General features: G+C 68.9%; 17 protein-coding genes and 1 tRNA gene. 9 read left to right on the forward strand and 9 right to left on the reverse strand.

Annotation, left to right across the window (positions count from 1 at the left end):
• Nucleotides 1-156: 156 nt before the first annotated feature.
• Together purL and OV287_RS21905 are read left to right on the forward strand one after the other, a co-directional pair.
• Nucleotides 157-4,053, forward strand: coding sequence for a phosphoribosylformylglycinamidine synthase (purL, locus tag OV287_RS21900; protein ID WP_267535988.1), 3,897 nt, complete (start codon nt 157-159; stop codon nt 4,051-4,053).
• A 7-nt stretch (nt 4,054-4,060) separates the two neighbouring features.
• Entirely contained in the window at nt 4,061-4,411 is a 351-nt protein-coding gene (locus OV287_RS21905) for an immunity protein Imm33 domain-containing protein (RefSeq protein ID WP_267535989.1), read from the forward strand.
• 78 nt (nt 4,412-4,489) lie between these two features.
• On the opposite strand, the gene OV287_RS21910 is transcribed toward OV287_RS21905, so the two are convergent.
• Nucleotides 4,490-4,816, reverse strand: coding sequence for a hypothetical protein (locus OV287_RS21910; protein ID WP_267535990.1), 327 nt, complete (start codon nt 4,814-4,816; stop codon nt 4,490-4,492).
• 103 nt (nt 4,817-4,919) lie between these two features.
• Between OV287_RS21910 and OV287_RS21915 the strand changes: the two genes are divergently transcribed.
• Nucleotides 4,920-5,474 (forward strand): hypothetical protein, encoded by a 555-nt coding sequence (locus OV287_RS21915; protein WP_267535991.1) that lies wholly within the window; start codon nt 4,920-4,922, stop codon nt 5,472-5,474.
• Between the two features lie 7 nt (nt 5,475-5,481).
• Here OV287_RS21915 and OV287_RS21920 read toward each other — a convergent pair whose 3' ends face one another.
• The 3 genes from OV287_RS21920 to OV287_RS21930 all read right to left on the reverse strand — a co-directional run bounded on the left by OV287_RS21920 (nt 5,482) and on the right by OV287_RS21930 (nt 7,888).
• Nucleotides 5,482-6,105, reverse strand: a complete 624-nt coding sequence (locus OV287_RS21920) for a Uma2 family endonuclease (RefSeq protein ID WP_267535992.1) — start codon at nt 6,103-6,105, stop codon at nt 5,482-5,484.
• 64 nt (nt 6,106-6,169) lie between these two features.
• Nucleotides 6,170-7,549 (reverse strand): M20/M25/M40 family metallo-hydrolase, encoded by a 1,380-nt coding sequence (locus tag OV287_RS21925; RefSeq protein WP_267535993.1) that lies wholly within the window; start codon nt 7,547-7,549, stop codon nt 6,170-6,172.
• Nucleotides 7,550-7,816: 267 nt separating this feature from the next.
• Nucleotides 7,817-7,888, reverse strand: a tRNA-Cys gene (locus OV287_RS21930).
• Nucleotides 7,889-8,018: 130 nt separating this feature from the next.
• Between OV287_RS21930 and OV287_RS21935 the strand changes: the two genes are divergently transcribed.
• The 4 genes from OV287_RS21935 to fdxA all read left to right on the forward strand — a co-directional run bounded on the left by OV287_RS21935 (nt 8,019) and on the right by fdxA (nt 11,252).
• Nucleotides 8,019-9,173 carry an acyl-CoA dehydrogenase family protein gene (locus OV287_RS21935; RefSeq protein WP_267542391.1) on the forward strand — a complete coding sequence of 385 codons (1,155 nt, stop codon included), beginning with the start codon at nt 8,019-8,021 and terminating at the stop codon, nt 9,171-9,173.
• A 97-nt stretch (nt 9,174-9,270) separates the two neighbouring features.
• Nucleotides 9,271-9,624 carry a rhodanese-like domain-containing protein gene (locus tag OV287_RS21940; protein WP_267535994.1) on the forward strand — a complete coding sequence of 118 codons (354 nt, stop codon included), beginning with the start codon at nt 9,271-9,273 and terminating at the stop codon, nt 9,622-9,624.
• Nucleotides 9,625-9,727: 103 nt separating this feature from the next.
• Nucleotides 9,728-10,816: an aspartate-semialdehyde dehydrogenase gene (gene asd, locus OV287_RS21945; RefSeq protein WP_267535995.1), complete on the forward strand. Its 1,089-nt coding sequence runs from the start codon at nt 9,728-9,730 to the stop codon at nt 10,814-10,816.
• Between the two features lie 100 nt (nt 10,817-10,916).
• Nucleotides 10,917-11,252: a ferredoxin FdxA gene (gene fdxA / locus OV287_RS21950; RefSeq protein WP_267535996.1), complete on the forward strand. Its 336-nt coding sequence runs from the start codon at nt 10,917-10,919 to the stop codon at nt 11,250-11,252.
• A gap of 69 nt (nt 11,253-11,321) precedes the next feature.
• Here the strand turns inward: fdxA and OV287_RS21955 are convergent, their stop codons facing one another.
• On the reverse strand, nt 11,322-12,089 hold the full coding sequence (locus OV287_RS21955) for a hypothetical protein (protein WP_267535997.1): 768 nt from the start codon (nt 12,087-12,089) through the stop codon (nt 11,322-11,324).
• Between the two features lie 169 nt (nt 12,090-12,258).
• Between OV287_RS21955 and OV287_RS21960 the strand changes: the two genes are divergently transcribed.
• Nucleotides 12,259-12,738: a hypothetical protein gene (locus OV287_RS21960; RefSeq protein WP_267535998.1), complete on the forward strand. Its 480-nt coding sequence runs from the start codon at nt 12,259-12,261 to the stop codon at nt 12,736-12,738.
• Between the two features lie 75 nt (nt 12,739-12,813).
• Here the strand turns inward: OV287_RS21960 and OV287_RS21965 are convergent, their stop codons facing one another.
• Both OV287_RS21965 and OV287_RS21970 read right to left on the reverse strand, forming a co-directional pair.
• Nucleotides 12,814-13,884, reverse strand: a complete 1,071-nt coding sequence (locus OV287_RS21965; RefSeq protein ID WP_267535999.1) for a hypothetical protein — start codon at nt 13,882-13,884, stop codon at nt 12,814-12,816.
• A 13-nt stretch (nt 13,885-13,897) separates the two neighbouring features.
• Nucleotides 13,898-15,061 carry an MFS transporter gene (locus OV287_RS21970; protein ID WP_267536000.1) on the reverse strand — a complete coding sequence of 388 codons (1,164 nt, stop codon included), beginning with the start codon at nt 15,059-15,061 and terminating at the stop codon, nt 13,898-13,900.
• Nucleotides 15,062-15,142: 81 nt separating this feature from the next.
• On the opposite strand from OV287_RS21970, the gene OV287_RS21975 reads away from it, so the two are divergent.
• On the forward strand, nt 15,143-15,628 hold the full coding sequence (locus OV287_RS21975; RefSeq protein ID WP_267536001.1) for a GNAT family N-acetyltransferase: 486 nt from the start codon (nt 15,143-15,145) through the stop codon (nt 15,626-15,628).
• A 106-nt stretch (nt 15,629-15,734) separates the two neighbouring features.
• Here the strand turns inward: OV287_RS21975 and hrpB are convergent, their stop codons facing one another.
• Nucleotides 15,735-18,299 (reverse strand): ATP-dependent helicase HrpB, encoded by a 2,565-nt coding sequence (gene hrpB, locus OV287_RS21980; protein WP_267536002.1) that lies wholly within the window; start codon nt 18,297-18,299, stop codon nt 15,735-15,737.
• Between the two features lie 38 nt (nt 18,300-18,337).
• Nucleotides 18,338-19,387, reverse strand: a complete 1,050-nt coding sequence (locus OV287_RS21985) for a hypothetical protein (protein ID WP_267536003.1) — start codon at nt 19,385-19,387, stop codon at nt 18,338-18,340.
• Nucleotides 19,388-19,399 lie beyond the last annotated feature (12 nt).

A 19,399-nucleotide genomic window follows, 5' to 3' on the forward strand; every position in this document is an offset into this window, starting at 1 on the left:
CCATATCCAGGCCCGGCGGAGGGACCTCCGATCGCCCGGGGGAGGGCAGGGGGAGAAGCACCTCTCCGGCCTCCGGTGACTCTCTTTCAGATGCAGGAAGGGGCCTGTGGTTATAAGACGCCCTCGCCTTTCCGGACCCCCTCTCCCTGAGATTCCATGCTCACCCTGCGTGGTGCCCCCGCCCTCTCCGAGTTCCGTCTGGCCAAGTTGCTCGCTCGCTGCCGCGAGCTGGAGCCGGCCGTCGCCTCCGTCTACGCGGAGTTCGTGCACTTCGTCGATGTCGCAACCGCCCTCTCGGAGTCCGAGCGGGCCTTGATGGACCGGCTGTTGGAGTACGGTCCTCGGCTGACCCGAGGAGAGCAGCGCGGCAGCCTGCAGCTCGTCATCCCGCGCCCCGGCACCATCTCGCCCTGGTCGTCCAAGGCCACGGACATTTTCTACAACACCGGCCTGCGCGGCGTGCGGCGCATCGAGCGGGGCATCGCCTACTGGGTCGCTGACGGAGCCGGCAAGGCTCTGCGCCCCGAGCAGCTCGCCCGTGTTCAGCCGGTGCTGCACGACCGGATGACGCAGGCGGTGGTGGGGCGCGAGGAGGACGCCGCGATCCTTTTCGCCGGGCACACGCCCCGGCCTCTGACCACGGTGGATGTGGTGGGAGGGGGCCGCGCCGCGCTCGTCACCGCCAACCGCGAGCTGGGCCTGGCGCTGGCCGAGGATGAGATTGACTACCTGGTGGCGCGCTTCACCGAGCTGAAGCGCAACCCCACCGACGTCGAGCTGATGATGTTCGCGCAGGCGAACAGCGAGCACTGCCGGCACAAGATCTTCAACGCCTCGTGGACCATCGACGGCGAGCAGCAGGAGCGCTCGCTCTTCCAGTCCATCAAGAACACCTACGCGGCGAACAAGGAAGGCGTGCTGTCGGCGTACAAGGACAACGCGGCGGTGATGGAGGGCTTCGAGGTGGAGCGCCTCTTCCCGGAGGTGGCCAGCGGCGAGTACCGCTTCCACCGCGAGCCCGCGCACATCCTGATGAAGGTGGAGACGCACAACCATCCCACGGCCATCTCGCCGCACCCGGGTGCCTCGACGGGCGCGGGTGGAGAGATTCGCGACGAGGGTGCCACGGGTCGTGGAGCGAAGCCCAAGGCGGGCCTGACCGGGTTCTCCGTGTCCAACCTGCGCATCCCGGGCTTCGAGCAGCCCTGGGAGCAGCCCTACGGCAAGCCGGAGCGCATCGTGTCCGCGCTCGACATCATGATCGATGGCCCGCTGGGTGGAGCCGCCTTCAACAACGAGTTCGGCCGGCCCATCCTGTGCGGCTACTTCCGCAGCTTCGAGATGCAGGTGCCTACGCCCGAGGGCGTTGAGGTGCGCGGCTATCACAAGCCCATCATGATCGCCGGTGGCCTGGGCAACATCCGGGCGCAGCACGTACAGAAGGGCACGCTGAAGCCGGGGGACAAGATCGTCGTGCTGGGCGGCCCGGCGATGCTGATCGGCCTGGGCGGCGGCGCGGCGTCCTCGATGACACAGGGCGCGAGCGTGGCGGACCTGGATTTCGCCTCGGTGCAGCGCGACAACGCGGAGATGGAGCGGCGCTGCCAGGAGGTCATCGACCGATGCTGGGCGCAGGGCGATGCCAACCCCATCCGCTCGATTCATGACGTAGGCGCGGGCGGCCTGTCCAACGCGGTGCCGGAGCTCATCCACGACAACGACCTGGGTGGACACTTCGAGCTGCGCGAGGTGCCCAACGCCGAGCCCGGCATGGCGCCGGTGGAGATCTGGTGCAACGAGGCGCAGGAGCGCTACGTGCTGGCCATCGCGCCGGAGGACCTGGAGCGCTTCTCGGCCCTGTGCGAGCGCGAGCGGGCGCCCTTCGCGGTGCTGGGTGATGCGACCGCGGAGCAGGTGCTGAAGGTGACGGACCGGCAGTTCGGCAACGCGCCCATCGACATCCCGATGGACGTGCTGTTCGGCAAGCCGCCGCGCATGCACCGGGACGTGAAGTCGAGGCCGCTGACGCACGCCGAGCTGAAGCTGGATGCGCCGGTGAAGGAGATGCTGGGGCGGGTGCTCGGGCACCCGACGGTGGCGGACAAGGGCTTCCTGATCACGATTGGCGACCGGACGGTGTCGGGCCTGACGGCGAGGGACCAGATGGTGGGCCCGTGGCAGGTGCCGGTGGCGGACTGCGCGGTGACGTTGTCGGCGCACGCGGGCTACACGGGCGAGGCCATGTCCATGGGCGAGCGCACGCCGGTGGCGCTCATCGACGCGGCCGCCTCGGCGCGCATGGCGGTGGCCGAGGCCGTGACGAACATCGCCTCGGCGCGGATTGGCAAGCTGGGAGATGTGAAGCTGTCGGCCAACTGGATGGCGGCCGCCGGCAGCCCGGGCGAGGACGCCAACCTCTACGCCGCGGTGAAGACGGTGGGCATGGAGCTGTGCCCGGCGCTGGGTCTGACGATTCCGGTGGGCAAGGACTCCATGTCCATGCGCACGGTGTGGGAGGAGAAGGGGGCTCGCAAGGCGGTGACGGCGCCGCTGTCGCTGATTGTGTCGGCCTTCGCGCCGGTGCTGGACGTGCGCAAGTCGCTCACGCCGCAGCTTCGCGAGCCGAGCGCGGACTCGCGGTTGGTGTTCGTGGACCTGGCGGGCGGCAAGCAGCGGCTGGGTGGCTCGGTGCTGGCGCAGGCGTACTCGCAGGTGGGCCCGCGCTGCCCGGACGTGGAGAGCCCCGAGACGCTCAAGGGCTTCTTCACCGCGATGCAGGCGCTCAACGAGGCGGGCCTGGTGCAGGCCTACCATGACCGCTCCGACGGTGGCCTCCTCACCACGCTGGTGGAGATGGCCTTCGCGGGGCACTGCGGCTTCGAGGTGGATGTGGCCGCGCTGGGCTCGGATGCCGTGGCGGCGCTGTTCAACGAGGAGTTGGGCGCGGTGCTGCAGGTGAAGGCCTCGGACCTCCAGCGAGTGCGGGAAGTGCTGACGAAGCACGGGCTGGGTTCCGCGTACCACGAGCTCGGCCGGCCGAGCGCGGCGCAGACGGTGCGGGTGCGGCAGGGCGCGAAGGTCCTCCTGGAGGAGGAGACCGTGGCGCTGCGCAAGGTGTGGTCGCGCGTCAGCTACGAGATGCAGAAGCTGCGCGACAACCCGCGCTGCGCGGAGGAGGAGTACGCCGCGAAGTGCGACCCGAGCGACCCTGGCCTGTCGGCCCGGATCACGTTCGACCCGACGGAGGACGTGGCGGCGCCGTACATCGCGAAGGGAGCGAAGCCTCGGGTGGCCATCCTTCGCGAGCAGGGCGTGAACAGCCAGTTCGAGATGGCGCGGGCGTTCATGCGCGCGGGCTTCAACGCGGTGGACGTGCACATGAGCGACATCCTCACGGGGAGGGTGTCGCTGAAGGACTTCACGGGTGTCGCGGCCTGCGGAGGCTTCTCGTACGGTGACGTGCTGGGCGCGGGTGGAGGCTGGGCGCGCTCCATCCTGTTCAACACGAGGGCTCGGGATGAGTTCGCCGAGTTCTTCGCGCGCTCGGGCTCCTTTGCTCTGGGTATCTGCAACGGCTGCCAGATGATGTCGCAGCTGCGTGAGCTCATTCCTGGGGCCGAGCACTTCCCGCACTTCGTGCGCAATGCGTCTGAGCAGTTCGAGGCGCGGCTGGTGCAGGTGGAGGTGGCGGAGAGCCCGTCGCTGTTCTTCAAGGGCATGGCAGGCAGCCGTATCCCCATCGCGTCGTCGCACGGAGAGGGGAGGGCGGAGTTCGCCAGCGCGCAGGATGCGGCGAGGGTGAACGGGCTGGGCGTAGTGCCGGTGCGCTTCGTGGACAATCAGGGGCGGGTGACGGAGACGTACCCGGCGAACCCGAACGGCTCGCCGCACGGAATCGCGGGCCTGACGTCGAGGGACGGACGCGTCACCATCATGATGCCGCACCCGGAGCGCGTGAGCCGGAGCGTGCAGTACTCCTGGTGCCCGCCGGAGTGGGGCGAGGACGGCCCCTGGATGCGGATGTTCCGCAACGCTCGCGCGGCGTTGGGGTGAAGTCTTCATGAGTGAGGACGTTCGCGATTCACAGCTCAGGCTCTGTGAAGAGCATGGAACGTCATTCGTTGAGGCCCCCTCAGACATGAAGGTCGGGGTTGCACTCAATGTGAGGACTGGCCTCATGCCCATCAACGGCCTGAGGCATCCCATCCAGGGGGACACTACGGGCTGGTACATCTGGGCAGGTGGTGAGCTATCGGCAGCCCCTGATTTCTTCCAGCCCGTGCACGTGGCTCACCTGGCCGAATGGTGCCCGCTCGCGTTGAAGTTCTTGGGGCTCCCTCCTGGCTGGAGATTTCTGGTCGCGGATGGGCATGAGGATGTGTGGGAGGATCCAGCCCTGCTCGATACGTAGGCAACCAGCAGCTGAGGCCGGAGATGTTCCGCAACGCGCGCGGCGCTGGGGTAGACGGCGGCGGTTCCTGGCTTCGGGTCAGGACTCGCCGTGCTTCCAGTTCAGGATGTCCGCGCTGGAGGACAGCTCGGCCGAATACGGGCCGCTGGGATTCGTGAAGAATGCGTTCTCGATGAAGTCGCTCTCCACTCCCCAGGTGGTCATGGCCTTGAAGGCGTAGCGGCCGAGGCTCTCTCCAGTGTGCGCGCGCAGGGGTGTAGCCGTGAGCTGAGCCATCTCTTCCTCGCTCACGCAGTGCGTGCAGCCCATGACCACTCCGCGAGGCGCGTACCGAGCGAAGACGCGGTAGAGCGCCTCAAGGGCGTCCTCGAAGGCGCTGCTTCGGGGTGCTCCGGGTTGGGTCATGTCCTGGAGCTTCCCAGCGGAAGGTTGTCCGTATCAACTTTCAGCACGGCCGCTCGATTGACTGCATGGCAATGCTCCGCCGATCCTCCATCGCGGAGGGCTCATGTCCCGTCACGTGCTGATTGCTGTGCTGTGCCTGTCGCTCACCGCCTTCGCTGACACTCCGAATCTCTTCGAGCCGAAAGAGTTATCCAGCGAGGCGGTCCTGACCTTCGTCATGAGCTGTTCCGAGAAGGTCAAGCAGGCCGATTCCGGCATTCCCGAGGCGCAGCGCCTGAGCTTCTGCTCTTGCGCCGCCGATGCGTTGCGCCTGCGGCACAAGCAGAAAGGGAAGGACAAGGCTCCGAGTGCCGAGGACCTTCAGCGCTGCGCGAACGCGCTCACCCGGTCATCACCGCCGGAGGAAGTCGCAGGGCAGCTCCAGAGTCAGCCGGGGCAGTCGCCGTCGGAGCACAAGGTGGCGCCTGCCTCCACGCAGCCGGACACTTCTCGGAGCACGGGCTGGGAGGACTCGGAGGACACCTCTTCGTCGGAGTCTCCCAGCAGCGTCGAGCCCGCGCGAAGCTGCTGCAAGGTGTGCACGAAGGGCTGCCCCTGTGGAGACTCGTGCATCTCGTGCAGCAAGGTCTGCCGCAAGGGGCCTGGCTGCGCCTGTTGAGTCCAGGCTACTCGGCCCAGACGAGCGCCAACTCGAGCTCGATGGCTTCGAACGGTTCGGCGCGGACCCGCTCGTCTCCACCGACGGAGTCGACGAGCAGCCAGTGGCGCCCCTCGAGCCGGAAGATCTCGAGCGTTTGGGCAACCGGGTCCACGTGCCACACGTTCCGCACGCCCTCACGGGCGTAGATGCGCATCTTCTGGATCTTGTCGATGCGACGCGTGCTCTTGGAGAGCACTTCGCACACCCAATCCGGGGCGAGATCGTAGTGCGCTGGGGCGTCCTCTCCTCCGATGGCTCCGGGCAGGCGCTCGCGCTTCCATCCGGCGATGTCTGGCACGAGCTTGTCCGGCCGGGGGCCGAGGTGCAGTTCAGGCTCATCGAGGATGACCCACCCGCCCGGGCCTCCCTTGCCGTACCTGAAGGGCATGGTGAGGATGGCTCCCAGGCCCGATGCCGCGCTGGTGTGCGGCCTGGCCGGGCGCGGGCTGACGTGCAGCTCTCCGTTGAGGATTTCCGCCACCATCTCCGGAGGAGTCGCCTGGAAGGCCGCCTCGACGGACGGGGCGTTTCGCTCGGTGGATGGGGGCTCGGGCGGGCGGCTGGGGGCCATGAGAGGAAGATTCATCATGCTGCTCGCCCTGTGCAATCCCGAAGCCGTCGGAGAAGCTCTGCTCCGACGGCCCCGGAGCACATCAGCGAGTCACGGAGCCCGTGGTGGCGGAGCCCTTCCGCCCGCGCTTCCCGGACGTCCAGTCCTCCAACATGTTGAAGCTCTTCATCTGCTGGCCCAGGTCCGTGGTGCGGACCAGCTCCTCCACCTGGGCCCGTGAGTGGCGCGGCAGCTTCTCGTCCATCTGCGCGAAGCCGTACGCCAGGGCCGCCGCGATGGCCGTGTTGAGCCGCAGTTGCTGCGGGTCGCACTTGTCCAGCTCGTCCGAGCGCGCGTGGTAGTTCGGGCCGTAGAGCGCCGGCTCCTGGTTGGCCACCAGGTTGGGCACTCCGTGCAGCATGAAGTCGAAGTTGTCCGTGCCCACGATGGGCACGTCCACCTGTGTGAAGGGGCCCAGTCCCTTCACCGAATCGAGCGCCCGGTCCACCAGGGGCGGCAGCTCGGGGCGGCCTCCCGTGAAGAAGCCGTTGATGCGCCCGCAGCCAATGTCGAACGAGGACGCCATCACGTGCTTGTCCAGCTCGGCCTCGTGCGCCTTCACGTAGCCCTCCGAGCCGAACATGCCCTGCTCCTCGCCGTTCCACAGCGCGAAGCGAATGGTGCGCGCCGGTTTGATTCCCAGGCGCTTCATCTGCCGGGCCACGTCGATGAGCGCCACCACGTTGGCCCCGTTGTCCAGCGCCCCCGTGCCCAGGTCCCACGAGTCCAGGTGCGCGCCGAGCACCACCACCTCGTCCGGGCGCGTACTGCCGCGGAGCTCCCCGATGACGTTGTAGCTCTCGTAGGCCGGCCCGGTCTGGAGATCGATCTCCGCCGTGAGCGTCAGCGGCTTGCCCGTGCGCAGCAGGCGCTGGGCTCGCAGCGCCCCGTCACGCTCCATCACCATCATGGGCCGCGTGTTGCGCAGGCCCACCGATACGTTGTGCCGGTAGAGCAGGTTGTTGGGCCTCGAGCCCATGTACACCACGCCCGCCGCGCCGGCCGCGAAGGCCCGCTGCTCGATCTCCGCGGACTCGGCGTACTCGCGGAACAGGCCGTCCACGTCCTTCAGCTCCACCGTGTCCACGAGCAGGAACGCGCCCTTCGCCTTCTCCCCGAGCGCCTTGAGCTCCTTCTCCGTACCCTTGCCCGCATCGAGTAGCGGGGCCGTCAGTCCGCCCTTGGGCGTGGCGGTGGAGAAGGGCATGGCCGCGATGCGAGGCGAGAACTCCAGCCCCTTGCCGCTCACGGTGGCAGACGCCGAACGCTCCAGCCACAGTCTCGGCATCTGGAAGGCCTCCTTGCGCGCCTCGACGCCGGCCTCGCGGAAGCGCGCGAGCGCCCAGTCCACCGAGCGCAGGTTCGCCGACGAGCCCGTGGCCCTTCCGCCCACCTCATCCACGAGGGACTGCAGATCGCTCATCAGTGGCGTGTCCCCGAGGAACGCGGAGACCAACCGCGCCGCCTCGGCCCGCGAGGCGTCCTGGGCCTTCGCAGCAGGCTTGGCGGGCTCCTTCGCCAGGGCCGGCGAGCCGAGGAGGGACAGGGACAGGAGGGAGGAGAGCAGTCGGCGGGAGGAGGCGGTGCTCAGGCAGAGGCTCCGGGAAGAGTGGGGCCGCGAGCATCCTCCGAGGGCCTGGAAACACGAAGGCCCGATGTGAACCGGAGTCCACATCGGGCCTTGGCTGTGAGGCGCCACCCGGATTCGAACCGGGGAATGAAGGTTTTGCAGACCTTTGCCTTACCACTTGGCTATGGCGCCGCGAGAAGCGTGTCCGCCTTATATGAACCCGAAACAGCCGGGTCAAGACAGGAGAGAGGGGGGCGTGCACATCCCTGTCCGGTAGCATCGGGCGCGAGCGGTCCCGCTAGCCACCGGAGGGATGTCAACGATGCTGCAGGGTTACGGGCTGTACCAGGAGGAGCACGAGGCCTTCCGCCGCACCGTCCGAGCGGTGGTGGAGAAGGAGCTGAAGCCCTTCGCGAGCCAGTGGGAGGAGCAGGAGGAGTTCCCTCGGGAGCTCTTCACCCGCTTCGGCGAGCTGGGCTTCCTCGGTCTCAAGTACCCGGAGGCCTATGGGGGCTCCAACGCCGGGGAACTCTATGAGGCGGTGTTGCTCGAGGAGATGGGGCGCTGCGGCTCGGGAGGGGTCGCCGCCGGCCTGGGGGCTCAGCACACCATCGCCACCGGCCCCCTCCACAAGTACGGCTCCGAGGACCAGAAGCAGCGCTTCCTCGCCCCGGCCATTCGGGGGGAGAAGATCGGCGCGCTCGGCATCACCGAGCCGAATGGCGGCTCGGACGTGGCCGGCCTGCGCACCACCGCTCGACGCGACGGGGAGCACTACATCGTCAATGGCTCGAAGACCTACATCACCAACGGAGTCCGGGCGGACTTCGTCGTGCTGGCGGTGAAGACGAACCCGGACGCCGGGCACAAGGGCCTGGCATTGCTAGTGGTGGAGAAGGGCACTCCCGGCTTCTCCGTGGGGCGCAAGCTCAAGAAGCTCGGGTGGCGCGCCTCGGACACCGGGGAGCTCTTCTTCGAGGACTGCCGGGTGCCCGCGGCCAACCTGCTCGGCGGGGTGGAGGGGCAGGGCTTCTATCAGATCATGGGCAACTTCCAGTGGGAGCGCCTGTCGCTCGCCCTGGGCGCGCTCGGGGCCATGGAGGAGATGCTGGAGGTCGTCATGGCCCACGTGAGGGACCGGCGGGCCTTCGGTCACGCGCTCCACGAGTTCCAGGTGGTGCGGCACCGCATCGCCGAGCTGGCCACCGAGTTCGAGGCGGCGCGTCAGCTCACCTACCACGCGCTGCGCCTGCACGTGGGCGGCGAGTACGCCATCGCCCAGACGTCCATGGCCAAGAAGGTGGCCACCGAGACGGCCTGCCGGGTGGCCGATGCCTGCCTCCAGCTCCATGGCGGCGCCGGGTACATGATGGAGTACGACATCCAGCGCCACTGGCGGGACGCGCGCCTGGGCCCCATCGGTGGGGGCACCAGCGAGATCATGAACGAGATCATCGCCAAGCAGCTCGGCCTCTAGGCAGGCGCGCTCCGAGGCGGGCAGGCAGGCTCAGGGGAAGGGACTGGGGACGCCCCCCGTTCTGCGGGACAGACACCGCAGCCAGGAGGTCCGGGTGGTGGATCCCCGTATCCCTTGTACCGAGCTCTATGTCCGGCTCGGAGACGAGGAAGTGCTCGTGCTCGACTGCCGTGATCCCGAGGATTGGGATCGCTACGGCCTGCATATCCCCGGTGCCCTGTGGATGCCCTTCGAGGAGATTCTGCGGGACGCCGCGGTGCTCCCCGACGACGAGCTGATCGTGGTGTGCGGGTGTGCCCCGGACGGCTCCGACGCGCGCCGGGCCTGCCGTCTGCTCAACCACCGGGGGCTCAACGCGGTGTGCCTGGAGGGGGGCCTCCAGGGATGGATCACCCACGGGTTGCCGACCGAGAGCCATATGTCGGGCGCCTCGGCGAGCGGGCTGTGCTGAGCCCGGCTGGGGGCCATGCTCGCCGCGGTGCGTAGAAGTCCGGCGCCAAAGGGTGTAAAGGACCCGCCACCTCTCGACCCCCAGAGAAAGGGAGTCTGACACCATGGCCAAGCTTCGCGCTGTCCTCATTGGCGCCACTGGACTCGCCGGCCAGCAGTTCATTGCCGCGCTGAAGGAGCACCCCTCCATCGAGCTCACCGGACTGGCGGCGTCGCCGCGCTCGGCGGGCAAGGCCTACGCCGAGGCGCTCAAAGCCTCCAACGGGATGACCGCCTGGTTCGTCCCCGAGGCGCTCCCGGAGTCGATCGCGAAGATGAAGGTGGTGAGTGGTGAGGAGGTTCAGGCGAAGGACTACGACCTGGCCTTCTCGGCGGTGGAGTCGGACGTGGCCAAGGACCTGGAGCCTCGGCTGGCGCGGGACATCCCCGTGTTCTCCGCGGCCAGCGCCTTCCGCTACGAGGCGGACGTGCCGCTGCTCATCCCCCCGGTGAACGCCGACCACTCCCGGCTGGTGCGCGAGCAACAGAAGCGCCGCGGCTGGAAGGGCTACATCGTTCCCATCCCCAACTGCACCACCACCGGTATGGCCATCACCCTGGCTCCGCTGGCCGAGCGCTTCGGCATCAAGTCGGTGCTGATGACCTCCATGCAGGCCATGTCCGGCGCGGGCCGCTCGCCGGGCGTCATCGGTCTGGACATCCTGGACAACGTCATCCCCTTCATCCCGAAGGAGGAGGAGAAGGTCCAGGTGGAGACCAAGAAGATCCTCGGCACGCTGGACGCCGCGGGAGCCGCCATCACCTCGCATGACGTGCGGGTGTCGTGCACCTGCACCCGCGTGGCGGTGATGGAGGGCCATACCGAGTCCGTCTTCGTGTCGCTGGCTCGCAAGGCCTCCGTGCAGGAGGTGATGCAGGCGATGCGCGAGTGGCGGGGGGCCGAGGTGTCTCGCAACCTGCCGTCCGCTCCGCCGCGCTGGATTGAGGTGCTGGAGGACCCGTTCCGCCCGCAGCCGCGGCTCGATCGGGACACGCACGCGGGCATGGCCACCACGGTGGGCCGGGTGCGCGAGGACGGCGTGCTGGAGAACGGCTTCAAGTACCTGCTCGTCTCCCACAACACCAAGATGGGGGCGGCCAAGGGAGCGCTCCTGGTAGCCGAACTGATGCGTGCCCAAGGGCTCCTGGGGTGAGTAGGCTGAAGGGGTACTCCATTTAAGGGGTGCCCCCCCCGTTACAACCCATGTAGTGTGCGCGCGCGCGTACGGACTCACAGTCCAAGAGGAGATTTCAATGGCTTACGTGGTCACCGAGCCTTGCATCAAGTGCAAGTACACCGACTGTGTCGAGGTCTGCCCCGTCAACTGTTTCTACGAGGGCGCCAACTTCCTGGTCATCCACCCGGACGAGTGCATCGACTGCGGTGCGTGTGAGCCGGTCTGCCCGACCAAGGCGATCTTCCCCGAGTCGGATCTGCCCTCTGAGTACGCCGAGTACAAGGCGCTGAACGCGAAGTTCGCCACCGAGTGGCCGAACATCGCGGAGAAGAAGGCGTCCCTGCCCGAGGCCGAGGAGTTCAAGGACAAGAAGGGCAAGCGGAGCCAGCTCCTGGAGAAGCCCGGCAAGTAGGCTCGTTGCTCTGGGGTTCGAGGCCCTCCGCCGAAAGGCGGCAGGGCCTTTTTCATTCCCGGGCCCGTTTCAAGAAGCCACGAAGGCACTGAGCTTCAGTCCGCGAGCGGCCAAGGCCTCGCGGATGCGCGCCAGGTCCTTTTGGGGGAATCCTCCTCGGCGCCCCTGGATGCGCAGGGACACCTCACGCTCGCCGGTGCGCTCCACCTCCACGGTGGCGTCCAGTGTTCCTCCCAGGCGCATCGCCAACGCGGGCCGCTGCGACTTCACGAACACCTCAATCTGCTCGATGAGCTCCAGGGTCGCTTGCACACGGACCTCGGGGTTCGAGGCCTCTACGGCCACCGCCCCTCCGGAGCCTCCCGGACGCTCGCCTCCCGTGGTGGACAGGGCCTCTGTCAGAGGGGTTGGGGTCGGAGTCTCGGGGGCCGGTGAGGAGGGCGCGGAGCGGGGGGAGCTGGGCTCGGCGCGGGGCTCCCGGGCCAGCTCCCGGGCGATGAGCTCGGTCACGCGCTGCTGCGTCCGCTCCTGGTGCGTCTGGTGGGTATCGCCGCGCACCTCTCGGAGCCGGTGGGCCTCGGCATTCAGGCCCTGGCGTACCTGGCCAAGGTGCTCGGCACTGGCGAAGGCGCCTCGCTGGGGGGTTCGCGCCAGCCCGGTGGTGGCCAGGGCTCCCGTGGCACCCCGGGTGGCGGTCACCGGGGCCCGGGTGGTGGGTCCTCCCTTGATGGGGGGCTTTGCCGTCTCTGGGGGGGCTTTCTTCAGTGCTTCCTGGAAACGTCCCTTGTCCGAGGCCGGCCGGGCCGGCGTTGCTTCAGGGTGTCCGTCGACCTTCATGGTCCCTCGTGGTGTTGGGTGGTCCCCGTGGGGGAGCACGGCCCATGCCAGGGACGGCTCGACGGAAGGGCTCGGGGGAGGATTCCCGAGCCGTGGACGGGGGGCTCACCGACGGGACACCTACCCCCAGTGACGACGCCTCCTGCCTGCGACTACTGTCTGTCTCTCCATGACCACCGATTCCAGCCCCCAGGCTCCCCGCATCCTCTCGCGCCGGACCGAGATCATCTTTCTCGTCATCTACTGCATCTGCTACAGCGTGACCTCCCTCAGTCACGTCCTCGACGTGGTGAACAACGGCCTGACGATGTCCACCACGGGACCGGTGCCCGGGACCACCGTTCCGCTGGTGTGGGGTGTTTTGAGCAAGGCGTTCACGATCCTCAACCCGCTGACGCTGATCCTGCTGCTGGTGCGGCGGCAGGCCGGCATCGCGCTCATGGTGGGGGTCACCCTGTCGACGTTCCTGATGCAAATCGAGCTGATGGTGCAGTGGTGGATTCAGGCGCAGTTCGTCCACGTCATGTGGCTGCCCCTGATCGGCACCCTGGGCACCTTCCAGCTCGTCTCGGCACCCTGGATGTGGCGGACCGCGGCGGCCCGGGCGGCCCAGTCGGCTTCGGGCTCGTCCCCGGCCATCGCCGGATAGTGTCTTTCGGAGTGCCGCGCCTCCTGGTGGAGGGGAGGCGCGAGCCCCAGGTGCTCTGGGAAACCCGTGGTCCGGTTACCGGCCCGGCTGACCGAAGGCGCCCGACTGTACCGGGGCCCCGCCCATCAGCTCGTTGACGGCGAAGGGGCAGCGAGCCACGGCGTTGGGATCGGCCAGGACGTTGCCCTGGGCCCAGTTGCGGTCCTGGAAGATGAGCCCGTCGCGCAGCTCCACCTCGTCCACCGCCTTCTTGAAGCCCCAGAACCGTCCGCGCACCATGAGCTGGGTGCCCTTGGGGATGCGGCTCAGGTCCAGGTACTGCTGGGGCGCGAGCCGCGCGGTGATGTTGACGGTGGGGCGCTTCTTCGGCGTGCCAAAGGGGTTGATCTCGCCCTCGTCGGCGGCGGTCGGGTACCACACCAGCTTGGCCACGGCCGTGGGCTCCTCGGGCTCCTCCTCGACGACAGGCTCGCCCTTGCGCTTCTTGGCCGGCTTCTTCTTCTTGGGCTGCTCGATGTCCAGGTCGATCAGCTCGAGGCCACCGAAGGCCACCTGCCGGTCGAGGTAGTTCTCGCGGAACATCTTCTCGGCGGAGCGGGCGGTCGTGGCGTTGGCGCGGCGGACCTCAATCTCATAGCGCTCGCGCAGGGCGGGAAGGGTGAGGAAGAAGCTGTCGATGGGCTGGAGCCCCTCGGAGATGAAGCGCAGCTTGCCCACGTCGATGGTGAGCACCACGGGCCCGAGGGCAGACGCGGTCTGGAACCAGTTGGGGGACAGCCTGCGGTCGATCAGCACGCGGCGCACCATGGCCACCAGGTACGCGTTGGCCTGGAAGCGCGGGGTGCTCAGCTGGGTGCCGAGGGCCTGGACGAGCAGGGGGTCCAGGTAGAAGTTCTCATCGCGCTTGTGGAGCAGGGGCGCGGTCTCACCGAGCAACGTGAGCAGCCCACCGAGGAGCTGGGCACAGTTCGGGTCGTTCGTTCCCTGGACGAGGGCCCGGTACACGCCGGTCCTGAGGAAGCGGCGGTCGAAGTCCTCCTCCTTGATGTTGGGCACATCGTTACCAGCGCCGAAGAAGACCTCCGGCTGGGCGACGGCGGGGAAGGAAGAGAGGCAGAGGACGAGTGCGAGGAGGGCGGATCGCATCGGGCGCAGGTTATCACGCCGGGAGGCGGGGCTCCTGGGGCGTGATGCGCAGGATGAGCGCGGCGGCGGCCAGGTCGAGGACGGCGGCGACGGCGAAGAGGCGGTGTCCGCCGAGCCAGTCGTAGCCGGCCCCGGCGGAGGAGTAGCCCACCAGTCCGCCGATCCCGAAGGTGATGGCGGCGAAGAGGCCCTGGCCGGAGGCGCGCAGGTGGGGAGGGACGCGGCGGACGACGATGGCGATGCTGGCCACGTAGAAGGCGCCGAAGGACAGGCCGTGGAGCAGGGAGAGGCCGACGATGACGCCGCGAGAGGTGGCGAGGGAGAGGCCGGCCCAGCGCAGGGTGCTGGCGGTGAAGGCGAGCACCAGGAGGTCGCGAGGGGAGATGCGGTCGGCCAGGCGGGGGTAGAGGAGCAGCACGACCACCTCGGCGGCGACCCCGAGCCCCATGGCGATGCCCACCACGGAGGGGGGCAGTCCGAGCGAGCCGACGAAGATGGAGAAGGTGCCGTGGTAGGGGGCGCAGGCGATCCAATGGAGGGCGCAGGCGGCGAGCAGCCAACGCAGCTCTCGGTCGGCGAGGAGCTGGAGCCCGGCGAGGGGGTGGACGGGGCGCCTGGCTGGGAGACTCCTGGAGTCACGGAGGGTGAAGCTCCAGAGGGTGAGCGCGGTCAGGAGGGCGAAGGCCGCGAGCAAGGTGGTGCGGCCCACGGAGTCCACGGTGAGGCCAAAGAGGGTGGCGGAGAGCACGAAGCCGAGCGAGCCGAAGAGGCGCAGGTGGGAGTAGGAGCCGCCGTTCTGGGCAATGTGCTGGAGGGCGAGGCTGTCGATGAGGGGGGTGATGGAGGAAGCGAAGAAGGCGTAGGCGGCGAGGGTGGCGACGAGGGTGGGAAAACGGTCGACGAAGAAGAGGGGGAGGAAGCCCACGCAGGCGCCAGCGCAGATGAAGGAGAGGACGCGGTTGGGGCGGCCGAAGCGATCGGCGAGGTGACCCCAGAAGTGGGGGGCGCCGAGGGCGAGCAGGGGGCCGAGGGAGAGGAGGAGGCCGACCTGGGAGACGGAGAGGGTCAGGGATTTCAGGTAGGCGGGGAGGAAGGGCAGGACGATGCCGGTGGTACCGAAGTAGAGGGCGTAGAAGCCGATGAGGGGGCGGCGCCCGGAGGCCTGGGTAGGGAGCATCGAGTCGGGGGGGCGCTTAGCACGTTGGCGTGCCTTTTCGTCTGTTTGACCCGCCAGGATTTGTGTACCTTGGCCGGAGCCATGTCGAACCCGGAGACCCCACAGCCTCAGCCACAGCCCGTCACCATCGCGCAGATCAAGACCGAGGCTGAGTTGTTTCAGGCGCTCGCCATCCGCGAGGTGGTGTTCATCGAGGAGCAGCACGTCCCGGAGGGGATCGAGCGGGACGCCGAAGATGCGAAGGCGTACCACGTGCTGGCGTTCCAGAGTGGGCACGCCATTGGAACAGGGCGTCTGGTGATGTTGCCGGAGCCACCGCCCGGAGAGACGGGGAGGTGGGGCCAGATTGGCCGCATGGCGGTGCTACAGGCGCACCGGAAGGCGCGAGTGGGAGCGATGCTGCTAACGGCCCTGGAGGACGAGGCACGTCGGCGGGGAGTGAGCGGCATCATGCTGCACTCGCAGCTGTACGCGCTGGAGTTCTACAAGAAGCAGGGCTACGAGCCGCTGGGGGCGGTCTTCCAGGAAGCGGGCATCGACCACCTGGAGATGCGCAAGAAGCTGTGAGAGGGACGGGGTGAGGGTATCAAGGCCCCTGGTTGAACCCGCGTATGCCCCCTCTCCCTCTGGGAGAGGGCTGGGGTGAGGGTCTACGCATCACCCCCAGTACTTCTCAAATCCGCCGTCCGCGCTCGGCCGGGGTCTGCGCATGGCGCGGATCCTCGGGCCAGCTGTGCTTCGGATACTTCCGGCACAGCTCCTTGCGGATGGAGGGGTAATGCCGTTCCCAGAACCCCGCGAGGTCGGTGGTGACCTGCACAGCGCGCATATTGGGCGCGAGCAGATGCAGCACGAGCGGAACCCTGCCAGCACACACACTGGGACCCTGGGCCATGCCGAAGAAGTCCTGGAGGCGAGACTCGACCCAGGGCGGTTTTCCGGGCTCGTAATGGACCTTGGAGGTGCGTCCGCCGGGGAGGGAGACCTTCTCGGGGGCGTGGTTGGACAGGAGCCGGGCCTGTTCAGCGGAGAGCCGGGAGTAGAGCGCGTCGAGGAGTGAAACCCCCTCGAGGTCGGCGAAGCTCCGGGCGCCCGCGCACAGGGACGCCAGCGAGTCGCGCATGAAGGCGTCGTCGACGGTGGGAAAACCGGCCTCGGGGAAGGCCTGGGCGAGCAGGGCGACGCGGGTGCGCCAATGCAGGAGAGCTTCGGGGTCGGCGAAGCGGCCGGGGCCGGCAGCCAGAGCCTGCTCCACGAGGACGCGGGCGGCCTCCTCGGAGGGAGGGGCGGGCGTGCGTGTCTCCTCGAGGACGAGATTTCCGTAGGACAGGCGGGTGATGCGCTCGACGCGCTTGGAGGAGGGGTTCCACTGGAGGGCATCCACCTCCTCCAGGGCGTCGGGGTACAGGTCGAGCAGCCACTCGGGCTCGACGGCGCTGGCGATGCGGATGATGACGCCGCGGCCGGGACGCTCCTCGGCGTCGACGGCGATCATGAGCTCGGGCTCCTGGACGACGCTGACGTCGGAGAGCTGGGCGGTGCCGCCGCCGAAGAGGAGGAGCTCGGGAGAGCGGGGCTTGCGGCGGCGGGCGACGCGGTCCGGGTAGCCGGCGAGCGCGCTGAGCATCAGAGCCTGTTCCATGTCCTCGGGGCGGGAGGGGCGCTGACCCTGTTCGCGCACGGCGCGCCGGAGCTGGCGCTGAACGCGGTCCACAGCCTGCACGGCGCCCTGCTCCAGGGAGAGCGACTGCACGCGACCGGAGGAGAAGTTGGAGCGCTCGGCCTCGCGGAAGCGCTCGAGCAGCTCCAGCAGATCCGAGGGCCCGGCGACGACATTGGCGGCGCGGCCGGGGCCGGAGAGGTTGGTGCGAGCCTCGCGGCGGATGTCGCGCTCACCGACGAGGGCGGCGAGCAGGGCCGCGTCCGCGCCAACGCCACGCTTCTCGCCCTCGACGATGATGCGGGCCTGGCGGGGGTGGAGGGGGAAGCGCAGGAGCCGCTGGCCGATGGGGGTGACGGAACCATTGGGAGCCACAGCGCCGAGGAGGCGCAGGAGGCTCTCGGCGGCCTCGAGCGAGGCGGCGGGAGGGGGCTCGAAGAAGGGGAAGGAGACGAGGTCGGTGATGCCGGCGGCGCGCAGGGAGAGGACGGTCTCGGCCAGGTCCATGCGGCGGATTTCGGGGGCGTCCTGCTCGGGGCGGCCGTCGAAGTCGTGCTGGGTGTAGAGGCGGAGACAGTGGCCGGAGCGGGTACGGCCGGCGCGGCCGGCGCGCTGGGTGGCGGAGGCCCGGCTCACCTTGGCGAGCTTGAGGATGGGCAGGCCGGACCAGGGCGAGTGCGAGGCGACGCGGGCGAGGCCGGAGTCGATGACGGCGGCGACGCCATCGATGGTGACGGAGGTCTCCGCGACGTTGGTGGAGAGGATGATCTTCCGGCGCGAGCTGCGGCGCACGGCGCGGTCCTGCTCGGCGGGGGGCAGGTCTCCGTGGAGGGGGAGCAGGTCGATGCCGTGACGGCCGGCGAACTCGGAGCAGGCGTCCATGGCGCGGCGGATCTCTCCTGCGCCGGGGAGGAACACGAGCACATCGCCGTCGAGGCCGTTGGCATGGAGCCGCTTGATGCCGGAGAGGACCTGGGCATCGAGGTAGCGGTCATCGGCGGTGGGGAGGTACTCGAGGCTGACGTCGAAGCGGCGGCCCTCGGAGCGCAGGGTGGGGCAGTTGCCGAGGTAGGCGCTGATGGGGGCGGCCTCGAGCGTGGCGGACATGACCACGAGCTTGAGGTCGGGCCGAGGGCCCTGCTGGAGGCGGCGCAGGAGGGCGAGCGAGATGTCGGCGGAGAGGTGGCGCTCGTGGAACTCGTCGAGCACGACGGCGCCGACATCGCGGAGGGTGGGGTCGGAGAGGAGGCGGCGGCCGAGCACGCCCTCGGTGACGAAGGAGAGGCGGGTCTTGGGGCCGCGGATGTCCTCGAAGCGGACCTGGTAGCCGACGGTCTCGCCGACGCGCTCACCAATCTCCTCGGAGACGCGCTGGGCGGCGAGGCGGGTAGGGAGGCGGCGGGGTTGGAGGACGACGATCTCCTTGCCCTGGCCGAGGCCCGCTTCGAGGAGGGCGCGAGGGACGCGGGTTGTCTTACCGGCGCCGGGAGGAGCCTCGAGCACGAGCGAGCTCGCGCCGCGCAGGGTGGCGACGATCTCGGGCAGGAGGGGATCGATGGGAAGGGCGACGTCGGCCATGGCCGATTCCTCTTAACGGTGGCCGCGGGCCACGGCTTTCAGGCCGACTCCGAGGAGGTGGACTTGGGATCGTTCTTCTTGCGCCCCCGCTTGGATGGGGCCTTGGCGGGCTCGGCGGCCGGGGGAGCGGGAGAGGGCTCGGGAGCTGGCTGGGCCTCGGGAGCGGGAGCTGCGGCGGCCTCGGGAGCTGGAGGAGCCTCGGGGGGAGCCTCGACGGCTTCCGGCTCTACGGGAGCGGGAGCGTCCCCGGAGAGCGCTGCGAGCTCGGCCAGCTCGGCGGCACTGGGCTCGACAGAGTCGGCCTCGAGAGGAACCGCTTCGGTGGCCTCTGCCTCGGGGGCACCAGCCTCGGGAGCACCCAACTCCGCGGCGTCGATGAACGGCAGCCCGCGAGCGGCGCGCTTGCGCGGCTTGGCGGCGAGGCCGGAGTTCTCGAAAGCATCCGGGATGGGAGCGAGGGAGGCCTCGGCGAGACAACGGGCTTGACGGAGGGCGATGTCCAGCTTCTTGCCGAGGGCGATGAGCTCAGCGCGAAGGGGAGCGGCCTGCTCGTGGGGGAGCTGGACGGGGGCGAAGCAGGCCTGCCAGGTGGCATAGGCGGTGGCGACCTGCTCGAGCACGGGGCGGACGAAGGCGAAGTCGTCGCGGGCGAGGATGCGAGAGACGTAGGAGGACTTGAGGCGGCGCTCGTAGCCGGCGTTGAACTCCTGGATGGCGTCACGGGAGGCGCGGCGGAGCTGGGGGAATTTGAGGTGGGGGAAGAGGGCCTCGATGACGGGGGCGCGGCTGCTGGCGCAGAAGGTGATGCCGGCGTGGAGCTTCTCGAGGGAGTCGATCCAGAGGTTCTGGAGGTTGAAGGCGAACTCCTCGCGGACCTCCTCGAGCTCTGGGAGGTCGCGGACTTTTTCGAGGAGGGCGGGGGCGGGGGCGCGCTCGGTGCGGACGATCTGGATGGCGGTGGCGAGCCACTCCTTCTCGCGCTCCAGACCCGGGCGGCCCGCGAGCAGCTCATCGGCGGCGGCGAGGCGCGAGTCGATGGCCTCGGCGAAACGGACGAGATCGTAGGCTTCGAGGGTGGACAGCGACATGGGGTGGGGCTC

The sequence above is a fragment of the Archangium lansingense genome (assembly GCF_026626635.1).
Classification (GTDB): Bacteria; Myxococcota; Myxococcia; order Myxococcales; family Myxococcaceae; genus Archangium; species Archangium lansingense.